The 16,450-nt window shown below is 32.0% G+C and carries 15 protein-coding genes and 1 riboswitch; of the genes, 14 read left to right on the top strand and 1 reads right to left on the bottom strand.

What is annotated here, in order from left to right; genetic code table 11:
* Nucleotides 1-270: 270 nt before the first annotated feature.
* The 11 genes from KPL38_RS13480 to KPL38_RS13430 all read left to right on the top strand — a co-directional run bounded on the left by KPL38_RS13480 (nt 271) and on the right by KPL38_RS13430 (nt 11,284).
* Nucleotides 271-1,050, top strand: coding sequence for a short-chain-enoyl-CoA hydratase (locus tag KPL38_RS13480; RefSeq protein WP_216289673.1), 780 nt, complete (start codon nt 271-273; stop codon nt 1,048-1,050).
* Nucleotides 1,051-1,111: 61 nt separating this feature from the next.
* Nucleotides 1,112-2,251: an acyl-CoA dehydrogenase gene (locus KPL38_RS13475; RefSeq protein ID WP_216289672.1), complete on the top strand. Its 1,140-nt coding sequence runs from the start codon at nt 1,112-1,114 to the stop codon at nt 2,249-2,251.
* A 14-nt stretch (nt 2,252-2,265) separates the two neighbouring features.
* The gene (locus tag KPL38_RS13470; protein ID WP_216289671.1) at nt 2,266-3,048 is read left to right on the top strand and encodes an electron transfer flavoprotein subunit beta/FixA family protein; all 783 of its coding nucleotides are present in this window, start codon (nt 2,266-2,268) and stop codon (nt 3,046-3,048) included.
* A gap of 20 nt (nt 3,049-3,068) precedes the next feature.
* On the top strand, nt 3,069-4,076 hold the full coding sequence (locus KPL38_RS13465) for an electron transfer flavoprotein subunit alpha/FixB family protein (protein WP_216289670.1): 1,008 nt from the start codon (nt 3,069-3,071) through the stop codon (nt 4,074-4,076).
* A 134-nt stretch (nt 4,077-4,210) separates the two neighbouring features.
* Entirely contained in the window at nt 4,211-5,059 is an 849-nt protein-coding gene (locus KPL38_RS13460; RefSeq protein WP_216289669.1) for a 3-hydroxybutyryl-CoA dehydrogenase, read from the top strand.
* 263 nt (nt 5,060-5,322) lie between these two features.
* Nucleotides 5,323-6,489: an iron-containing alcohol dehydrogenase gene (locus KPL38_RS13455; RefSeq protein ID WP_216289668.1), complete on the top strand. Its 1,167-nt coding sequence runs from the start codon at nt 5,323-5,325 to the stop codon at nt 6,487-6,489.
* A 294-nt stretch (nt 6,490-6,783) separates the two neighbouring features.
* Entirely contained in the window at nt 6,784-7,656 is an 873-nt protein-coding gene (locus KPL38_RS13450; RefSeq protein ID WP_216289667.1) for a sulfide/dihydroorotate dehydrogenase-like FAD/NAD-binding protein, read from the top strand.
* The gene (gene gltA / locus KPL38_RS13445; protein WP_216289666.1) at nt 7,656-9,038 is read left to right on the top strand and encodes an NADPH-dependent glutamate synthase; all 1,383 of its coding nucleotides are present in this window, start codon (nt 7,656-7,658) and stop codon (nt 9,036-9,038) included. The genes KPL38_RS13450 and gltA overlap by 1 nt, the downstream gene beginning before the upstream one ends.
* A 146-nt stretch (nt 9,039-9,184) precedes the next feature.
* Nucleotides 9,185-9,598 carry a C-GCAxxG-C-C family (seleno)protein gene (locus KPL38_RS13440; RefSeq protein WP_216289665.1) on the top strand — a complete coding sequence of 138 codons (414 nt, stop codon included), beginning with the start codon at nt 9,185-9,187 and terminating at the stop codon, nt 9,596-9,598.
* A 20-nt stretch (nt 9,599-9,618) separates the two neighbouring features.
* A complete protein-coding gene (locus KPL38_RS13435) occupies nt 9,619-10,500 on the top strand; it encodes a DNA-3-methyladenine glycosylase family protein (protein ID WP_216289664.1) in 882 nt (293 codons plus the stop codon).
* A gap of 70 nt (nt 10,501-10,570) precedes the next feature.
* Nucleotides 10,571-11,284 carry a TVP38/TMEM64 family protein gene (locus KPL38_RS13430; protein WP_216289663.1) on the top strand — a complete coding sequence of 238 codons (714 nt, stop codon included), beginning with the start codon at nt 10,571-10,573 and terminating at the stop codon, nt 11,282-11,284.
* 62 nt (nt 11,285-11,346) lie between these two features.
* On the opposite strand, the gene KPL38_RS13425 is transcribed toward KPL38_RS13430, so the two are convergent.
* A complete protein-coding gene (locus tag KPL38_RS13425; protein WP_216289662.1) occupies nt 11,347-12,057 on the bottom strand; it encodes a TIGR01906 family membrane protein in 711 nt (236 codons plus the stop codon).
* A gap of 290 nt (nt 12,058-12,347) precedes the next feature.
* Between KPL38_RS13425 and KPL38_RS13420 the strand changes: the two genes are divergently transcribed.
* The 3 genes from KPL38_RS13420 (at nt 12,348) to guaB (ending at nt 16,349) form a co-directional block, all read left to right on the top strand.
* On the top strand, nt 12,348-12,635 hold the full coding sequence (locus KPL38_RS13420) for a co-chaperone GroES (protein ID WP_216289661.1): 288 nt from the start codon (nt 12,348-12,350) through the stop codon (nt 12,633-12,635).
* Nucleotides 12,636-12,844: 209 nt separating this feature from the next.
* The gene (gene groL / locus KPL38_RS13415) at nt 12,845-14,473 is read left to right on the top strand and encodes a chaperonin GroEL (RefSeq protein ID WP_216289660.1); all 1,629 of its coding nucleotides are present in this window, start codon (nt 12,845-12,847) and stop codon (nt 14,471-14,473) included.
* 167 nt (nt 14,474-14,640) lie between these two features.
* A riboswitch (purine riboswitch) is annotated at nt 14,641-14,738 on the top strand.
* Nucleotides 14,739-14,894: 156 nt separating this feature from the next.
* Nucleotides 14,895-16,349 carry an IMP dehydrogenase gene (gene guaB / locus KPL38_RS13410; RefSeq protein WP_216289659.1) on the top strand — a complete coding sequence of 485 codons (1,455 nt, stop codon included), beginning with the start codon at nt 14,895-14,897 and terminating at the stop codon, nt 16,347-16,349.
* Nucleotides 16,350-16,450 lie beyond the last annotated feature (101 nt).

The raw sequence follows: 16,450 nt of genomic DNA, 5'->3' as shown, positions 1-16,450 counted from the left end.
ATCTAATATTATTATAATAATTTGTAAAGGTAAAATCTACCTTTTAATTTGTAAGACTAACTTCCACTGTTTTATGTATTGGGGTGGAATTTACTTTTGCAATTGAGGTGAAAGTACAAATTAGCAAAAAAAAAATATTTCTTGTTGAAATAAGTACGGTAAAGATATATAATGTACTTGAGGCGAAGGGCTTCAAAATACATTTAGGTTTATTTGTTATATTATTAACAAATAGTTAATGAATAGATTAATTCGTAAGGAGTGATTATTATGGAATACAAGAATATTGTTCTTCAAAAAGAAGACAAAATTGCAGTACTTACAATTAGTAGACCAAAAGCTCTAAATGCATTAAACTCAGAGACATTAAGAGAGCTAGATTTAGCAATAGATGAAATTGCTAAAGATGATGAGATCTACGCAGTAATTGTAACTGGAGATGGAAAAGCATTTGTTGCAGGAGCTGATATCACCGAGATGAAAGATCTTGATGTTATGGGTGGTAGAAGATTTGGAATTTTAGGCAACAAAGTTTTTAGAAAATTGGAAACATTAGAAAAACCAATAATTGCCGCAGTAAACGGATTTGCTTTAGGTGGAGGATGCGAACTTTCTATGGCTTGTGATATTAGAATAGCTTCTTCAAAAGCGAAGTTTGGACAACCTGAGGTAGGTCTTGGAATAACACCTGGTTTTGGTGGTACTCAAAGACTTTCTAGACTTGTAGGACTTGGTATGGCTAAAGAATTGATTTATACAGCTAAGATTATTAGGGCTGATGAGGCATTAAGAATTGGACTTGTAAATAAAGTGGTTGAACCTGAAAACCTACTTGCAGAGGCTAAAGCACTCGCAAATACAATTGCAGGACAAGCACCTATTGCTGTAAGTCTTTGCAAAGCAGCGATTAATAAGGGAATACAATTAGATATAGACTCAGCAATTTCATATGAATCTGAAGTATTCGGAGAATGTTTCTCAACTGAGGACCAGCTCAACGGAATGACAGCATTTATTGAAAAATCTGAAAAATGCTTTAAAAATAAGTAATTATAAATGATGGGCAGGTAATAGCTAATACCTGCCTATAAAATAGTGAGGAGGAAGGTTCATGAATTTTGCATTGACAAAAGAACAAGAATTTGTACAAAAAATGGTAAGTGAATTTGCATTAAACGAAGTTAAACCTTTAGCTGCGGAAATAGATGTAACAGAGAGGTTTCCTAGTGAAACTGTAGAAAAAATGGCTAAATATAATATGATGGGTATTCCATTTGCTACTAAATACGGTGGAGCAGGCGGAGATAATTTGTCATATATTATTGCTGTTGAAGAATTATCAAAAGTGTGTGCAACTACTGGAGTTATACTATCAGCTCATACTTCATTATCTGCTGGTGCAATAGACAATTTCGGTACTGAAGATCAAAAAATGAAATATTTAGTTCCACTTGCAAAAGGTGAAAAACTTGGTGCTTTTGGATTAACTGAGCCCAATGCAGGAACAGATGCATCAGGACAACAAACTACAGCAACTTTAGATGGTGATCATTATGTACTAAATGGTTCAAAAATCTTCATTACAAATGGTGGAGTAGCAGATACATTTGTAGTTTTTGCTATGACTGATAAAAGTAAAGGAACAAGAGGCATTACTTCTTTTATAGTTGAAAAAGAATTCCCTGGTTTTTCAGTTGGAAAGATTGAAGATAAAATGGGAATTAGAGCATCATCAACAACTGAACTTGTATTTGAGAACTGTATAGTTCCAAAAGAAAACATGCTTGGAAAAGAAGGAAGAGGTTTCGGTATTGCAATGAAAACTCTTGATGGAGGAAGAATTGGAGTAGCTGCTCAAGCATTAGGAATTGCAGAAGGAGCACTCGATGAAGCTACTAAATACATGAAAGAAAGAAAACAATTTGGAAAACCACTTGCAGCATTCCAGGGTTTACAATGGATGGTTGCAGAACTTGATGTTAAAATTGAAGCTACTAAGCTTTTGGTATATAAGGCAGCATTCAATAAAGATAATGGTTTATCATATACAGTAGAAGCTGCTAGAGCAAAATTATTTGCTGCAGATACAGCTATGGAAGTTACAACTAAGGCTGTTCAAATCTTCGGAGGATATGGTTATACTAAAGAATATCCATTAGAAAGAATGATGAGAGATGCTAAAATAACTGAGATATATGAAGGAACTTCAGAAGTTCAGAAAATGGTTATAGCTGGAAATATATTAAAGTAGGAGGAGATTAAGGAATGAATATAGTTGTATGTTTAAAACAAGTACCTGATACAAATGAAGTTAAAATCGATCCAAAAACCGGAACACTTATAAGAGAAGGAGTTCCCTCAATAATAAATCCAGATGATAAAAATGCATTAGAAGAATCTTTAAGATTAAAAGATGAACATGGTGCACATGTAACAGTAGTAAGCATGGGACCACCACAAGCAGAAAATGCATTAAGAGAAGCACTTGCTATGGGCGCCGATGAAGCAATATTAGTTTCTGATAGAGCATTTGCTGGAGCAGATACATTAGCTACATCTCACGCACTTGCAGCAACTTTAAAGAAATTAGACTACGATGTAGTTTTTGCAGGAAGACAAGCAATTGATGGAGATACAGCACAAGTTGGACCAGAAATAGCAGAACACTTAAATATTGCACAAATAACATATGTTGAAAAAGTTGACATAGTTAAAGGTGGATTAAAGGTAAGAAGAGCTTGGGAAGATGGATATGAAGACATAGAAGTTAAGACTCCTGTTCTTTTAACAGCTATAAAAGAGTTAAATGAACCAAGATACATGAACATAAAGAATATTTTTGAAATGTTCCAAAATAAAGAAGTAAAAGTTTGGAATGCAGATGATATTGGAGCAGATAAAGCTATTCTTGGGTTAAAAGGTTCACCAACAAAGGTTAAAAAGTCTATGACTAAAGAACCTAAAGGAAAAGGCGAATTAATACAATTACCAGCAGGCGAAGCTGCTTTATATGTAGTTTCAAAATTAAAAGAAAATCACTTTATCTAAGATGTAGGAGGGAACAAGCAATGAATATAGCAGATTATAAAGGCGTATGGGTCTTTGCAGAACAAAGAGATGGAGAACTTCAAAAAATTTCGTTCGAACTTTTAGGTAAGGGACGAGAAATTGCAGATAAATTAGGAGAAAAATTAACAGCTGTATTACTTGGCGACAAAACTGATGATATGGTTAAACAATTAGTAGCATTTGGAGCTGATAAAGTAATAGTAGCTAGCAGCCCATTATTAAATCACTTTACAACTGATGCATATGCAAAAGTTATATGTGATTTAGTAAACGAAAGAAAGCCAGAAATACTTTTCATTGGAGCAACTTATTTAGGAAGAGACTTAGGACCAAGAGTATCAGCAAGACTTTCAACAGGACTAACTGCTGATTGTACTTCTCTAGATATAGATACAGAAACCAATAATTTATTGATGACAAGACCAGCATTTGGAGGAAACTTAATGGCTACTATAGTTTGTGGAGATCATAGACCACAAATGGCAACTATTAGACCGGGAGTTTTTGAAAAATTACCTGAAGATAAAAACAGAAAATGTGAAATAGAAAAAATTACTGTAAATTTAAAAGAATCAGATATTAGAACTAAAAGTATAGAAGTTATCAAAGTTGCTCAAGTACTAGCCGATATCGGAGAAGCTAATATTATAGTTTCCGGTGGACGTGGAATTGGATGTAAGGAGAACTTTGCATTACTTGAAAAACTTGCAACTACATTAGATGGAGTTGTTGGAGCATCAAGAGCCGCAGTTGAAAATGGTTGGATAGATAAAGCTGTTCAAGTAGGCCAAACAGGAAAAACAGTTAGACCAACAGTTTATATAGCTTGCGGTATTTCAGGAGCAATTCAGCATTTAGCTGGTATGCAAGATTCTGATTTTATAATAGCTATAAACAAAGATGCAACAGCACCTATTATGAAAGCTGCTGATGTAGCTGTAGCTGGAGATTTCTTGAAAGTTATTCCAGAAATGATAGCTCAAATTAATACATTAAAAAATAAATAATCTGATTTTACAATAGCAATTCAAAAGACTTGTTCTAATGCTTAAACATGGTATTGGAGTAAGTTTTAAAAAAATACATTATTGAATGTTTCAAATAAAATTTTAAAATAATTAAATATGAGGAGTGTGTTATTATGAAAAAGATTTTTGTACTTGGCGCTGGAACTATGGGATCAGGCATTGTTCAAACATTCGCATCTAATGGCTGCGAAGTAATAATGAGAGATATTAAAGATGAATTCGTTGATAGAGGACTTGCAACAATTAAAAAGAATTTAGAAAGATCAGTTAAAAAAGAAAGAATGACAAAAGAACAAATGGAAGAAATACTTTCAAGAATTACAGGAACTACTGATATGAAATTAGCAGCAGACTGTGATTTAGTAGTTGAAGCAGCTGTAGAAATTATGAAAATAAAGAAAGAAATATTTGCAGAACTTGATACAATCTGTAAACCAGAAACTATATTAGCATCAAACACATCATCACTTTCTATAACTGAAGTAGGAGCTGCTACAAAGAGACCTGATAAAGTTATAGGAATGCATTTCTTTAATCCAGCTCCAATGATGAAACTTGTAGAGATAATTAAAGGTATGGGAACATCAACTGAATCTTTCAATGCAGTTAAAGAAATAGCAATTGCAATTGGTAAGGATCCAGTAGAAGTTGCTGAAGCTCCTGGATTTGTTGTAAACAGAATATTAATACCAATGATTAATGAAGCTATAGGAATTATGGCAGATGGTGTTGCATCTGCAGAAGATATCGATAAAGCAATGAAACTTGGCGCTAATCATCCAATGGGACCTTTAGCACTAGGAGATCTTATAGGTCTTGATGTATGTCTTGCTATCATGGATGTTTTATATACTGAAACTGGAGATACTAAATACAGAGCTCATAGCCTCTTAAGAAAATATGTTAGAGGTGGATTACTAGGAAGAAAAACTAAAAAAGGAATCTATGATTATTCAAAATAAGATAGTATTTTAATAATCAATAATTTATTTAGGGGGTAATATAACTTATAGAGAGCTATATTACCCTTTTAAATTTATTAGTATATCAAAAAAAATAGAAAGTATTAAATAATTATAAACTAAATTGTTTGAATATTGACTTTATACTGATAATGATATATTATTAACAATGTAAGAAGGCTTAAAAAATAATGTTATAAACATTATTAATAATAAATGTGCAAAGTTACACACTAAAATATTTTTAAATGGAGGGATATAAAATGAATAGGTTTACTTTACCAAGAGATATTTATTTTGGAGAAAATTCTTTGGAGATGTTAAAAACTATAAAAGGTAAAAAAGCAGTAATAGTTACTGGTGGAGGATCCATGAAGAGGTTTGGATTCTTAGATAAGGTTGAGGATTATTTAACTGAAGCTGGGCTTGAAGTTAAGCATATTACTGGCGTGGAACCAGATCCATCGGTAGAAACAGTTATGAAGGGCGCAGCAGTAATGAGAGAATTTAAACCTGATTGGATAGTATCAATCGGTGGTGGTTCACCAATTGATGCAGCGAAGGCTATGTGGATTTTCTATGAATACCCTGAATTTACTTTTGAGAAGGCAGTTATTCCATTTGGAATTCCGGATTTAAGACAAAAAGCTAAATTTATAGCTATACCATCAACTAGCGGAACAGCTACTGAAGTTACGGCATTTGCAGTAATAACCGACTATAAAGCAAAAATAAAGTATCCTATGGCAGATTTCAACTTAACTCCAGATATAGCTATAGTTGATCCAGCAATTGCTCAAACGATGCCACCTAAACTAGTAGCACATACTGGTATGGATGCATTAACTCATGCAATTGAGGCATATGTAGCAGGGCTTCATTCATATTTTTCAGATCCACTTGCAATGCAAGCTATAACTATGATTAAAGAAAATCTAGTGAAGTCATTTGAAGGAAATGTAGAAGCAAGAAATGAAATGCATATGGCACAATGTCTTGCAGGGATGGCATTCTCAAACGCACTACTAGGGATATCTCATAGTATGGCACATAAAATTGGTGGTGTATTCCATATTGCACACGGACTTGCAAATGCAATATTACTTCCATATGTTATAGATTTTAACAAGAAATCATGTGGCAGTAGATACGCTACAATTGCTCGAACATTAAAACTTGCAGGTAATACAGATGATGAATTAATTGATTCATTAACTGATATGATAAGAGATTTAAATAAAGCTATGAATATACCACTTTCTTTTAAAGAAAATGGTATGACTAAAGAAGAATTTGATGCAAATGTAGACTTTATAGCTGAAAATGCTTTAAAAGATGCATGTACAGGTTCTAATCCAAGACCAATAAATTTTGATGAGATGAAAAAACTATTAACTTGTACTTTTACAGGAGAAAAAGTTAATTTTTAACAAAAAATACATTGTAAACTTTTATTAGTTGTTAGGGAACATTTGAATACAAGACAAGTAATAAATGGCATAAGTGGTTTATGCTTTTTATTGCCTGTCTATTTTTATTTAAATATATGGGAAAAATAAGATCAAAAAATCCAGAATGACCCTAATAATCATAAACATGCTATATAAAATATGATTTAATATAATATATACTTTACATCTTTGTGGTAAAATGAATATTATATAAATGAAAATAATGTAGTTACATAGTAAGACAAAAATTGCAGACTAAATGGAGGGATATAAATGTATAAAATAGTTGAAAAAAAAGCATTAGCACCACAAATATTTTTAATGGATATCGAGGCTCCAAGAGTTGCTAAATCAGCAAAGCCAGGTCAATTTATAATTGTTAAAATGGATGAAAAAGGTGAAAGAATACCTTTAACAATCAGTGATTTTGATGCTAAAAAAGGAACAGTTACCATAGTGGTTCAAACCATAGGTTGTTCAACAAAGGAAATGGAGAATTATGAAATTGGTGATTCATTCGAAGACTTTGTGGGACCACTTGGACAAGCTACAGAATTAATGAGCGAAAGCATTGAAGAGTTAAAAAAGAAGAAAATTGTGTTTATAGCTGGTGGCCTGGGAACAGCTCCAGTTTATCCTCAAGTTAAATGGTTAAGTCAGCAAGGGGTAAAGGCAGATGTAATAATAGGTGCCAAAGCTAAAGAATATGTAATAATGGAAGAAAAAATGAGAAAAGTAGCAGGCAATGTATACCCATGCACTGATGATGGCTCTTACGGATATAAAGGACTTGTTACAAATAAATTAAAAGAATTAGTTCAAGATGAAGGCAAAAAGTATGATTTAGTTGTTGCTATTGGACCAATGATAATGATGAAATTTGTTTGTAAGTTAACTGAAGAACTTAAAATAAAAACAATTGTTAGTATGAACCCCATAATGGTTGATGGAACAGGAATGTGTGGAGGTTGTAGACTTACTGTAGATGGTGAGACTAAGTTTGCATGTGTTGATGGACCGGAATTTGATGGGCATAAGGTTGATTTTGCAGAAGCAATGAGAAGACAAACAATGTACAAGTCGCAAGAAGGATCTCAGAAACAAGGCATTAAACCAGGCTGTGGTTTAGAAGGAGGTACTAAATAATGGGTATGAAAAAGAGAGTTAAAGTAGCAGAGCAAGACCCAAAAATAAGAGCAACTAATTTTGATGAAGTATGTCTAGGATATACAGAAGATGAGGCAGTTGAGGAAGCGACCAGATGTTTAAACTGTAAAAACCCAATGTGTGTTACTAAATGCCCTGTAGCGATAGATATTCCTGGATTTATTAAGCACGTTAAGAACAAAGAGTTTGTAGAGGCAGTTAAGGTAATAGCGAAATATAGTGCATTACCAGCAGTCTGTGGAAGGGTTTGTCCGCAGGAAACTCAATGTGAAAGCAAATGTGTATTAGGAATAAAGGGAGACGCTATAGCTATTGGTAAACTTGAAAGATTTGTAGGTGATTATTCAAGAGAGAATAATGTAGATATTTCAGAAACAAAACCTAAAAATGGAAAAAAGGTTGCAGTAATTGGGAGCGGTCCTTCAGGACTTACTTGTGCAGGGGATTTAGCTAGAGATGGGTATGATGTAACTATTTTTGAAGCACTGCATGAAGCTGGTGGTGTTTTGGTATATGGAATTCCACAATTTAGATTACCTAAGGAAACAGTTGTTAAACATGAGGTAGAAAACGTCAAGAAATTAGGAGTTAAACTAGAAACAAATGTAATTGTAGGACGAACTGTAACAATAAAACAACTAATGGAAGAAGAAGATTTTAAGGCTGTTTTTATTGGCTCAGGGGCAGGACTTCCAATGTTTATGGGAATACCTGGGGAAAATTTGAATGGAGTATTCTCTGCCAATGAATTCTTGACTAGAAATAATTTAATGAAAGCATATAAAGAAGGATATAAGACACCTATAAGAGTGGGTACTAAGGTTGCTGTTGTGGGTGGAGGAAATGTTGCTATGGACTCTGTACGTACAGCAGTAAGATTAGGGGCAGAAGGTCACATAGTATATAGAAGATCAGAGTCAGAACTTCCAGCAAGAGCTGAAGAAGTGCATCATGCAAAAGAAGAAGGAGTTATAATGGATTTACTTGTAAACCCAGTAGAAATCCTAGGAGATGAAAAAGGGAATGTCATAGGCATGAAGTGTATAAGAATGCAACTAGGAGAGCCTGATGCTTCCGGAAGACGAAGACCAATAGCTATTAAAGGTTCTGAATTTACAATTGATGTTGATACAGTTATAATGTCTCTAGGGACATCACCAAATCCACTAATTCCTTTAACAACAGAAGGACTAGATATTAACAAAAGGAAATGTATAGTAGCAGAAGAGGGCACTGGACTTACTTCTATAGAAAAGGTATACGCTGGTGGAGATGCAGTTTCAGGAGCAGCCACAGTTATATTAGCTATGGAAGCAGGAAAGAAAGCAGCTAAAGCTATAAATGAGATGTTAACAAAATAATAAAATTAACAAAACAACAACTTTTGATTCAAATAACTCCATAAACATTTGTTTATGGAGTTATTTTTAATAAAAAGGCGGGTAAAATGATGGGGACAGTTAAGAACTATTAGGCATAATAACATTATATATTAGGAGGAAAATTTATGTTAATTGATAAAGTAAACAAATATCATACTAAGGAATATGACTATAATTGTGCTGAGGTACTAATCTATGCAGCTAGTGAGGAATATAATATGCATCTGAAAAGTGAGACTTTTAAGACTATGTCTTCTTTTGGAGGAGGGATGGCAATAGAAAGTGTGTGTGGAGCTATAACGGGATCATTAGCGGTTATAGGTATATTATTTACTAAAGAAAAGGCACATGAAGGGGAGAGAGTTAAAAATCTATGTAAAGAATTTTTCCAAAAATTTAATGTAAAATTAGGTACAATTAATTGCGCAGAGCTTAAGGCAAAATATAAAACAGATGATACTGGTTGCAGAGTTATGATTGAAACTGCTGCCGAGATATTAGATGAAATTGTATCACGTGAATTACAAGTTAATAATTAAACTTATGGGGAGTGAAAATCATGGATTATAAAACTATTGAATTATTTAATGAAGGTATCATTATAAAAAATGTAAGTAATTTTGAATTAGATCATATATTTGAATGTGGGCAGTGCTTTAGATGGAACAAACAATCTAATGGTAATTATATAGGTGTGGTTAATGGCACAGTAATAGAGGTGGAAAAGAAGGATACTGACGTAAAAATATATAATATAAATGAGAAAGAATTTAATGATTTTTGGTGTGATTATTTTGATCTTAAGAGAGATTATACAGCTATTAAAGAGAAGTTTCAAAAAGACCCTCTTCTTAAAAAATCTGTTGATTTTGGTAATGGAATTAGATTATTGCAGCAGGAACCTTTTGAACTTACTATATCATTTATAATTTCTTCAAACAACAGAATCCCAATGATAAAAAGAGCTATAAACAATCTTAGTAAAAATTGGGGCAAAGCAATAGAATATAAAGGAGAAACGTATTATACATTTCCAACGGTTGCTGATTTAGAAAAAGCATCTATAGAGGAAATTCAAAGCTGTGGTTTAGGGTTTAGATCAAGATATGTAAAAGATTCAGTGCACAGAATATATACTGCTGAAGTGGATTTGGAGTTTATTAAATCTCAAGATGATGACATTTGCCATGAAGAATTGAAAAAGCTTAATGGTATAGGACCAAAGGTTTCAGATTGTATTATGTTGTTTTCTATGCAAAAATATTCTGCTTTCCCAGTGGATGTATGGGTTAAAAGAGCAATGCAATTTTTTTACTTAGCGCCAGATGTGTCACTTCCTAAAATAAGAACCTTTGCAAGAGACAAATTTGAAAATTTAGCAGGATTTGCACAACAGTATTTATTTTATTATGCAAGAGAAAATAATATTAAAATAGAATAAATTAATAAAAACTAAGCAAAATAGTATTAATGATGATTGCATAATATATGAATAAAAAGGATGGAAAACTATGAGCAGAATATGGAATTCTATTAAGAAGAAGTTATTAAAATACAAACAATATATAATAGTAATAGCAACTTTACTTACTTTGACATATATTGGATATGAATATTATTTTAGATATGCTTATATATTAAAAGATCCAGACATATTAAAAGAAGTTGTTCTATCTTATGGTAATTTCAGTGTTGTAGTTTTCATTATTATGCAAATTATACAAGTAGTTGCTTTTTTTATACCAGGTGAATTTATACAAGTTGCTGGAGGATACATTTTTGGTGGATTTCTAGGGGGAATAATATCTTTAGTTGGTATTACTTTGGGAAGTCTAATGGTTTATGTTATTTCAAACAATTATGGGAAACCTCTTGTGCACAAATTGATGTTAAAAAAAGAAGTTAAATTTTTTAAAAAGATATTAGAAGTAGGTAGTAAAAAGATTGTTATATTCATGTTTTTTTTAATCCCAGGAATACCTAAAGACGCATTAACATATGTATGTGGAGTATCTGATATTTCTTTTAGAGATTTCTTTATATATTCAACTATAGGTAGAATCCCAGGTATTTTTATTTCATCTTATTTTGGCGAAAAAATATTTACTAGAGATTACACAAGTGTAATTACTATAGGGTTAATAATGAGTATTTTGTTTGTGTTTGGAATTTTTAAGGGTAATATTATAATTAAGAATATGACTAGAAAGAAAAAGATGTATTAAAAAGTTATAAAGAGTGCAACTTTTTATAAAGTATTATAATGAGTGCAACTTTTTATAAAGTATTATAAAGAGTGCAACTTTTTATATTTTAATTTATATACACATCTTAATAAAATGCTACTTAAAGCAATTAAAATAATTATTAATATTGCACAATGAAAGAAGAAAGTTTGTGGTAGTATTGTTATTATTGGGTCAGTTTGTACATCAAATAACCAATAATTATTATTGAAGAAAATATGATGAAAAGTTATAAAACTTTTATCAAAATTAATTAAAAAAGGTATTAGTAACAATACGGGGATAATAATAAGAAAATTGGAACTAGTTTTCAAATATTTTATTGTTTTATGCTTCTTATTTATTAGTATACCTACAACGCTTATTAATATGGAGAATAATAGAATCAATTTTAACTTATCAAATATCGCTTTAACTTCTTTAAAATGAATTTTACCATGAAGCGAGGAAGGTAGTGTCGGAAGATTAAATCCTTCTAATGAATTTTCGGTTAAATATTTTATTACATAATTGTAATTGGTCTCAAGTTCTTTTTTATTTCTATTGGATGATTGTTCAATACTTAATACATTAATATCCATATAGTAAAGTGGTTTAAAAAGCAAGGTAAAATAAACACTTAAAATCATAAAAGAAAAGGAAAAACATATAATAAATAATGTTTTGTATGAGAACTTAAATAAGATTTTTATATTTTTAAAGAAGTAGTTTGTTGAAAAAAAGTTATTAATCCATTCGTATTTAACATTCATATAATCACCACCATTAGTAATTTTAACAAAAAAATGTAATATATTCAATGCTTATTAAAATGTACAAAACAAACAATATAAAATAAATATAGTAAATAAGAGCATATCAATGTAAACCAGTGACTTACAGATATAAATTGATTATTTAACCATATATAGTATGATATAGGGTATAAGTAAACTTGATATTTTAGCAATTATAAATTATCATATAAGTTATACAGAGCGTTAGCACTCAAATGTGAGGAGTGCTAACAAAATCAATAAAAAATATATGAGGAGGGGTTTAAATGAACATTAGACCACTTAGTGATAGAGTATTAATAAAAAGGTTAGAAGCACAAGAAACTACAAAAAGTGGAATACTACTTGCAGGAGCTTCAAAGGAAAAACCACAAGAGGCTGAGGTAGTTGCAGTAGGACCAGGAAAAATCGAAGATGGGAAAGTAGTAAAGATGGAAGTTAAGGTAGGAGATGTGATATTATTCTCTAAATATTCAGGTAGTGAAATAAAATATGATGGTGTTGAGTATATCATATTAAAACAAGAAGAATTATTAGCTATAATTGAAAAATAATCTTAACGACATTTTAGAAGGAAAGTTCCTAATTTCTACAAGTAGAAGTATTTAGTATAACAAAGAGAAAACTTTGGTAGGGGTGTAAATCTCCTTCTGAAGTCGTTAATGTTACAGCATCGCAGATGATGATTTAATTAAGCGTATTGATAATTAAATAAAATTAATAATTAAGGTTATTTAATTATCAGCGTATAGGAGGGATTTAAATGGCTAAAAATGTATTGTTTGGAGAAGACGCAAGAAGAGCTATGCAAAGAGGTGTAGATAAACTTGCAAATACTGTTAAAATAACATTAGGACCAAAAGGAAGAAATGTTATTTTAGATAAGAAATTTGGATCACCATTAATAACAAATGATGGTGTTACTATAGCAAGGGAAATAGAACTTGAAGATGCATATGAGAATATGGGTGCACAGCTTGTTAAAGAAGTTGCTACAAAGACAAACGATGTAGCAGGAGATGGAACAACTACAGCTACTTTACTTGCTCAAGCAATAATTAGAGAGGGTTTAAAGAATGTTACAGCTGGAGCAAATCCAATGCTTATAAGAAATGGTATAAAAATGGCAGTAGATAAAGCTGTTGAGGAAATCAAAAAAACTTCTAAACCTGTTAATGGTAAGGAAGATATAGCTAGAGTTGCATCCATTTCAGCTAGTGATGAAGTAACTGGAAATCTAATTGCTGATGCTATGGAAAAAGTAGGTAATGAAGGAGTTATAACTGTAGAAGAATCAAAATCTATGGGAACAGAACTTGACGTTGTTGAAGGAATGCAGTTTGACAGAGGTTATTTAAGTGCATATATGGTTACTGATACAGAAAAAATGCAAGCTAATCTCGAAGAACCATATATTCTAATAACAGATAAGAAAATTAGTAATATACAAGATATACTTCCAATACTTGAGCAAATTGTTCAACAAGGTAAAAAATTATTAATAGTTGCTGAAGATATTGAAGGCGAAGCTTTAAGTACATTAGTTGTTAATAAATTAAGAGGAACATTTACTTGTGTAGGAGTTAAGGCTCCAGGCTTTGGTGATAGAAGAAAAGAAATGCTTCAAGATATAGCTACTCTAACTGGAGGAGAAGTTATAAGTGAAGAATTAGGAAAAGAACTAAAAGATGTTACTGTTGAAATGCTTGGAAGAGCAGAAAGTGTTAAAGTAACTAAAGAAAATACTACAATAGTAAACGGAAAAGGCGATAAGACTGCAATACATGATAGAGTTTCTCAAATTAAGAAACAAATTGAAGATACTACATCAGACTTTGATAAAGAAAAATTGCAAGAAAGACTTGCTAAACTTGCAGGCGGTGTTGCTGTTATAAAAGTTGGAGCAGCTACCGAAACTGAATTAAAAGAAAAGAAACTTAGAATAGAGGATGCTCTTGCAGCAACAAAAGCAGCAGTTGAAGAGGGAATTGTTCCTGGTGGTGGAACAGTTTACATTAATGCTATTGTAGAAATTGCTAAATTAACATCAAATATACCAGATGTTCAAGTTGGTATTAACATAATTACAAGAGCGTTAGAAGAACCATTAAGACAAATAGTTACAAATGCTGGAGCAGAAGCTTCGGTTGTAATAGAAAAAGTAAGAGAAAGCGCTGGAGAAATTGGATATGACGCTTTAAATGGAAAATTGGTAAATATGAATAAAGCTGGGATTGTTGATCCAACAAAAGTTGTAAGATCAGCACTTCAAAATGCAGCATCTGTTGCAGCAACATTCTTAACAACAGAAGTTGCAGTTGCAGATATTCCAGAAAAAACTCCTGCAGCACCAATGGGCGCACCAGGAATGGGAATGGATGGAATGTACTAAAAGTAATTTGAATAAAAGTTACTTTAAATAGAATTAAATAACAATAGAATATATATGGAAATAAAAAAATTAGTTAGAGTTTTCTCTAGCTAATTTTTTTATCTTATTATGTCGTAATAAGAAGTATTCATTGACAAATCATTAAACATTAACTATCATTATAATAACTTGAAAAACAATGTGTCACTCATATATACCTTGAATATGGCAGGGAGTATCTACGGTCAGCCGCAAATTGACCACTATGAGTAATATTAGTGTAAACCTATTTTGTGCACGCTAATTTTACTTTAGAGAAGGTAGGATTAGTATGCCTTTTTATACTTTATACCTTATTTCAAAATGTTGTATATATAAATATTTTTATGTTAACTATAAAGGTTAATATACCTAAAATAGAATTGTGAAAGGGTGTTGAATAATGGCAAAAATAATAAAAAAAGCATATACATTTGATGATGTATTACTAGTTCCAAATAAGTCTAGTGTATTACCTAAGGAAGTTAGCTTAGCTACCTACCTTACAAAAAAAATAAAACTTAATATACCTCTAATGAGTGCTGCAATGGACACTGTTACTGAATCTAGAATGGCTATCGCTATGGCTAGAGAGGGTGGAATAGGTATTATACATAAAAACATGAGTATAGAGGAACAAGCCAGTGAAGTTGACAGAGTAAAAAGACAAGAAAATGGTGTAATCACAGATCCTTTTTTCTTATCTCCAGATAATACTTTAAAAGATGCTTTAGAATTAATGAGTAAATATAGAATATCAGGGGTTCCAATTACTATAAATGGCAAATTGGTTGGTATAATTACTAATAGAGATATAGTTTTTGAAACAGATTATAGTAAGAAAATTGAAGGTATAATGACAAGCGAAAATTTAATAACTGCACCAGAAGGAACAAGCATGCAACAAGCAAAAGAGCTTCTTAAAAAACATAAAATAGAAAAATTACCTTTGGTAGACGGAGAAAACAATTTACGAGGACTTATAACTATAAAAGACATAGAAAAGACTAAAAAATTTCCTGATGCTGCTAAAGATTCTAGAGGAAGGTTATTATGCGGTGCAACTGTTGGTGTAACTGCAAATATGATGGAACGTGTAGCAGCATTAGTAAAGTCCTCAGTAGACGTAATAACTATAGATACTGCTCATGGACACTCTTTAGGAGTGCTAGATGCTGTACGCAAAATAAAATCTATTTATCCAGAACTTCAAATAATTGCAGGAAACATTGCAACTGCTGCTGCGACAAGAGATTTAATTGAAGCAGGCGCTGATTGCGTTAAAGTTGGAATAGGTCCTGGATCAATTTGTACTACAAGAATTATAGCCGGAGTAGGAGTTCCACAACTTACAGCAGTTATGGACTGTGTTGAAGAAGGAAATAAATACGGAATACCTGTTATAGCAGATGGTGGTATAAAATACTCAGGAGACATAGTAAAAGCATTAGCAGCAGGTGCTAAAGTAGTAATGATGGGTTCTATGTTTGCGGGCTGTGAAGAATCCCCAGGTGAAACAGAAATATTTAAAGGAAGAAGTTATAAGGTGTATAGAGGCATGGGTTCTCTAAGCGCTATGGCATGCGGAAGTAAGGACAGATATTTCCAAGAAGGAAATAAAAAGTTAGTTCCAGAAGGTGTAGAAGGAAGAATACCATTTAAAGGTAGTGTTATAGACACCATATTTCAGATGATAGGTGGTATACGCTCTGGAATGGGATATTTAGGATCTGAAACATTAGAAAAATTGTTTGAGACTTCAACATTTGTTGTTCAGTCTTCAGCAGGACTTAGAGAAAGTCATCCACATGATGTATCAATTACTAAGGAATCACCGAACTATAGTGTGAACGGCTAGAATAGACGAGAACGGCTAGAATAGACGAGAACGGCTAGAATAGACGAGAACGGCTAGAATAGACGAGAACGGCTAGAATAGACGAGAACGGCTAGAATAGA

The organism is Clostridium psychrophilum, assembly GCF_018861705.1.
In the GTDB taxonomy this organism is placed as follows: domain Bacteria; phylum Bacillota; class Clostridia; order Clostridiales; family Clostridiaceae; genus Clostridium_AD; species Clostridium_AD psychrophilum.
Note: the sequence above shows the minus strand (reverse complement) of the source record. Positions and strands in the feature narration are given on the sequence as shown.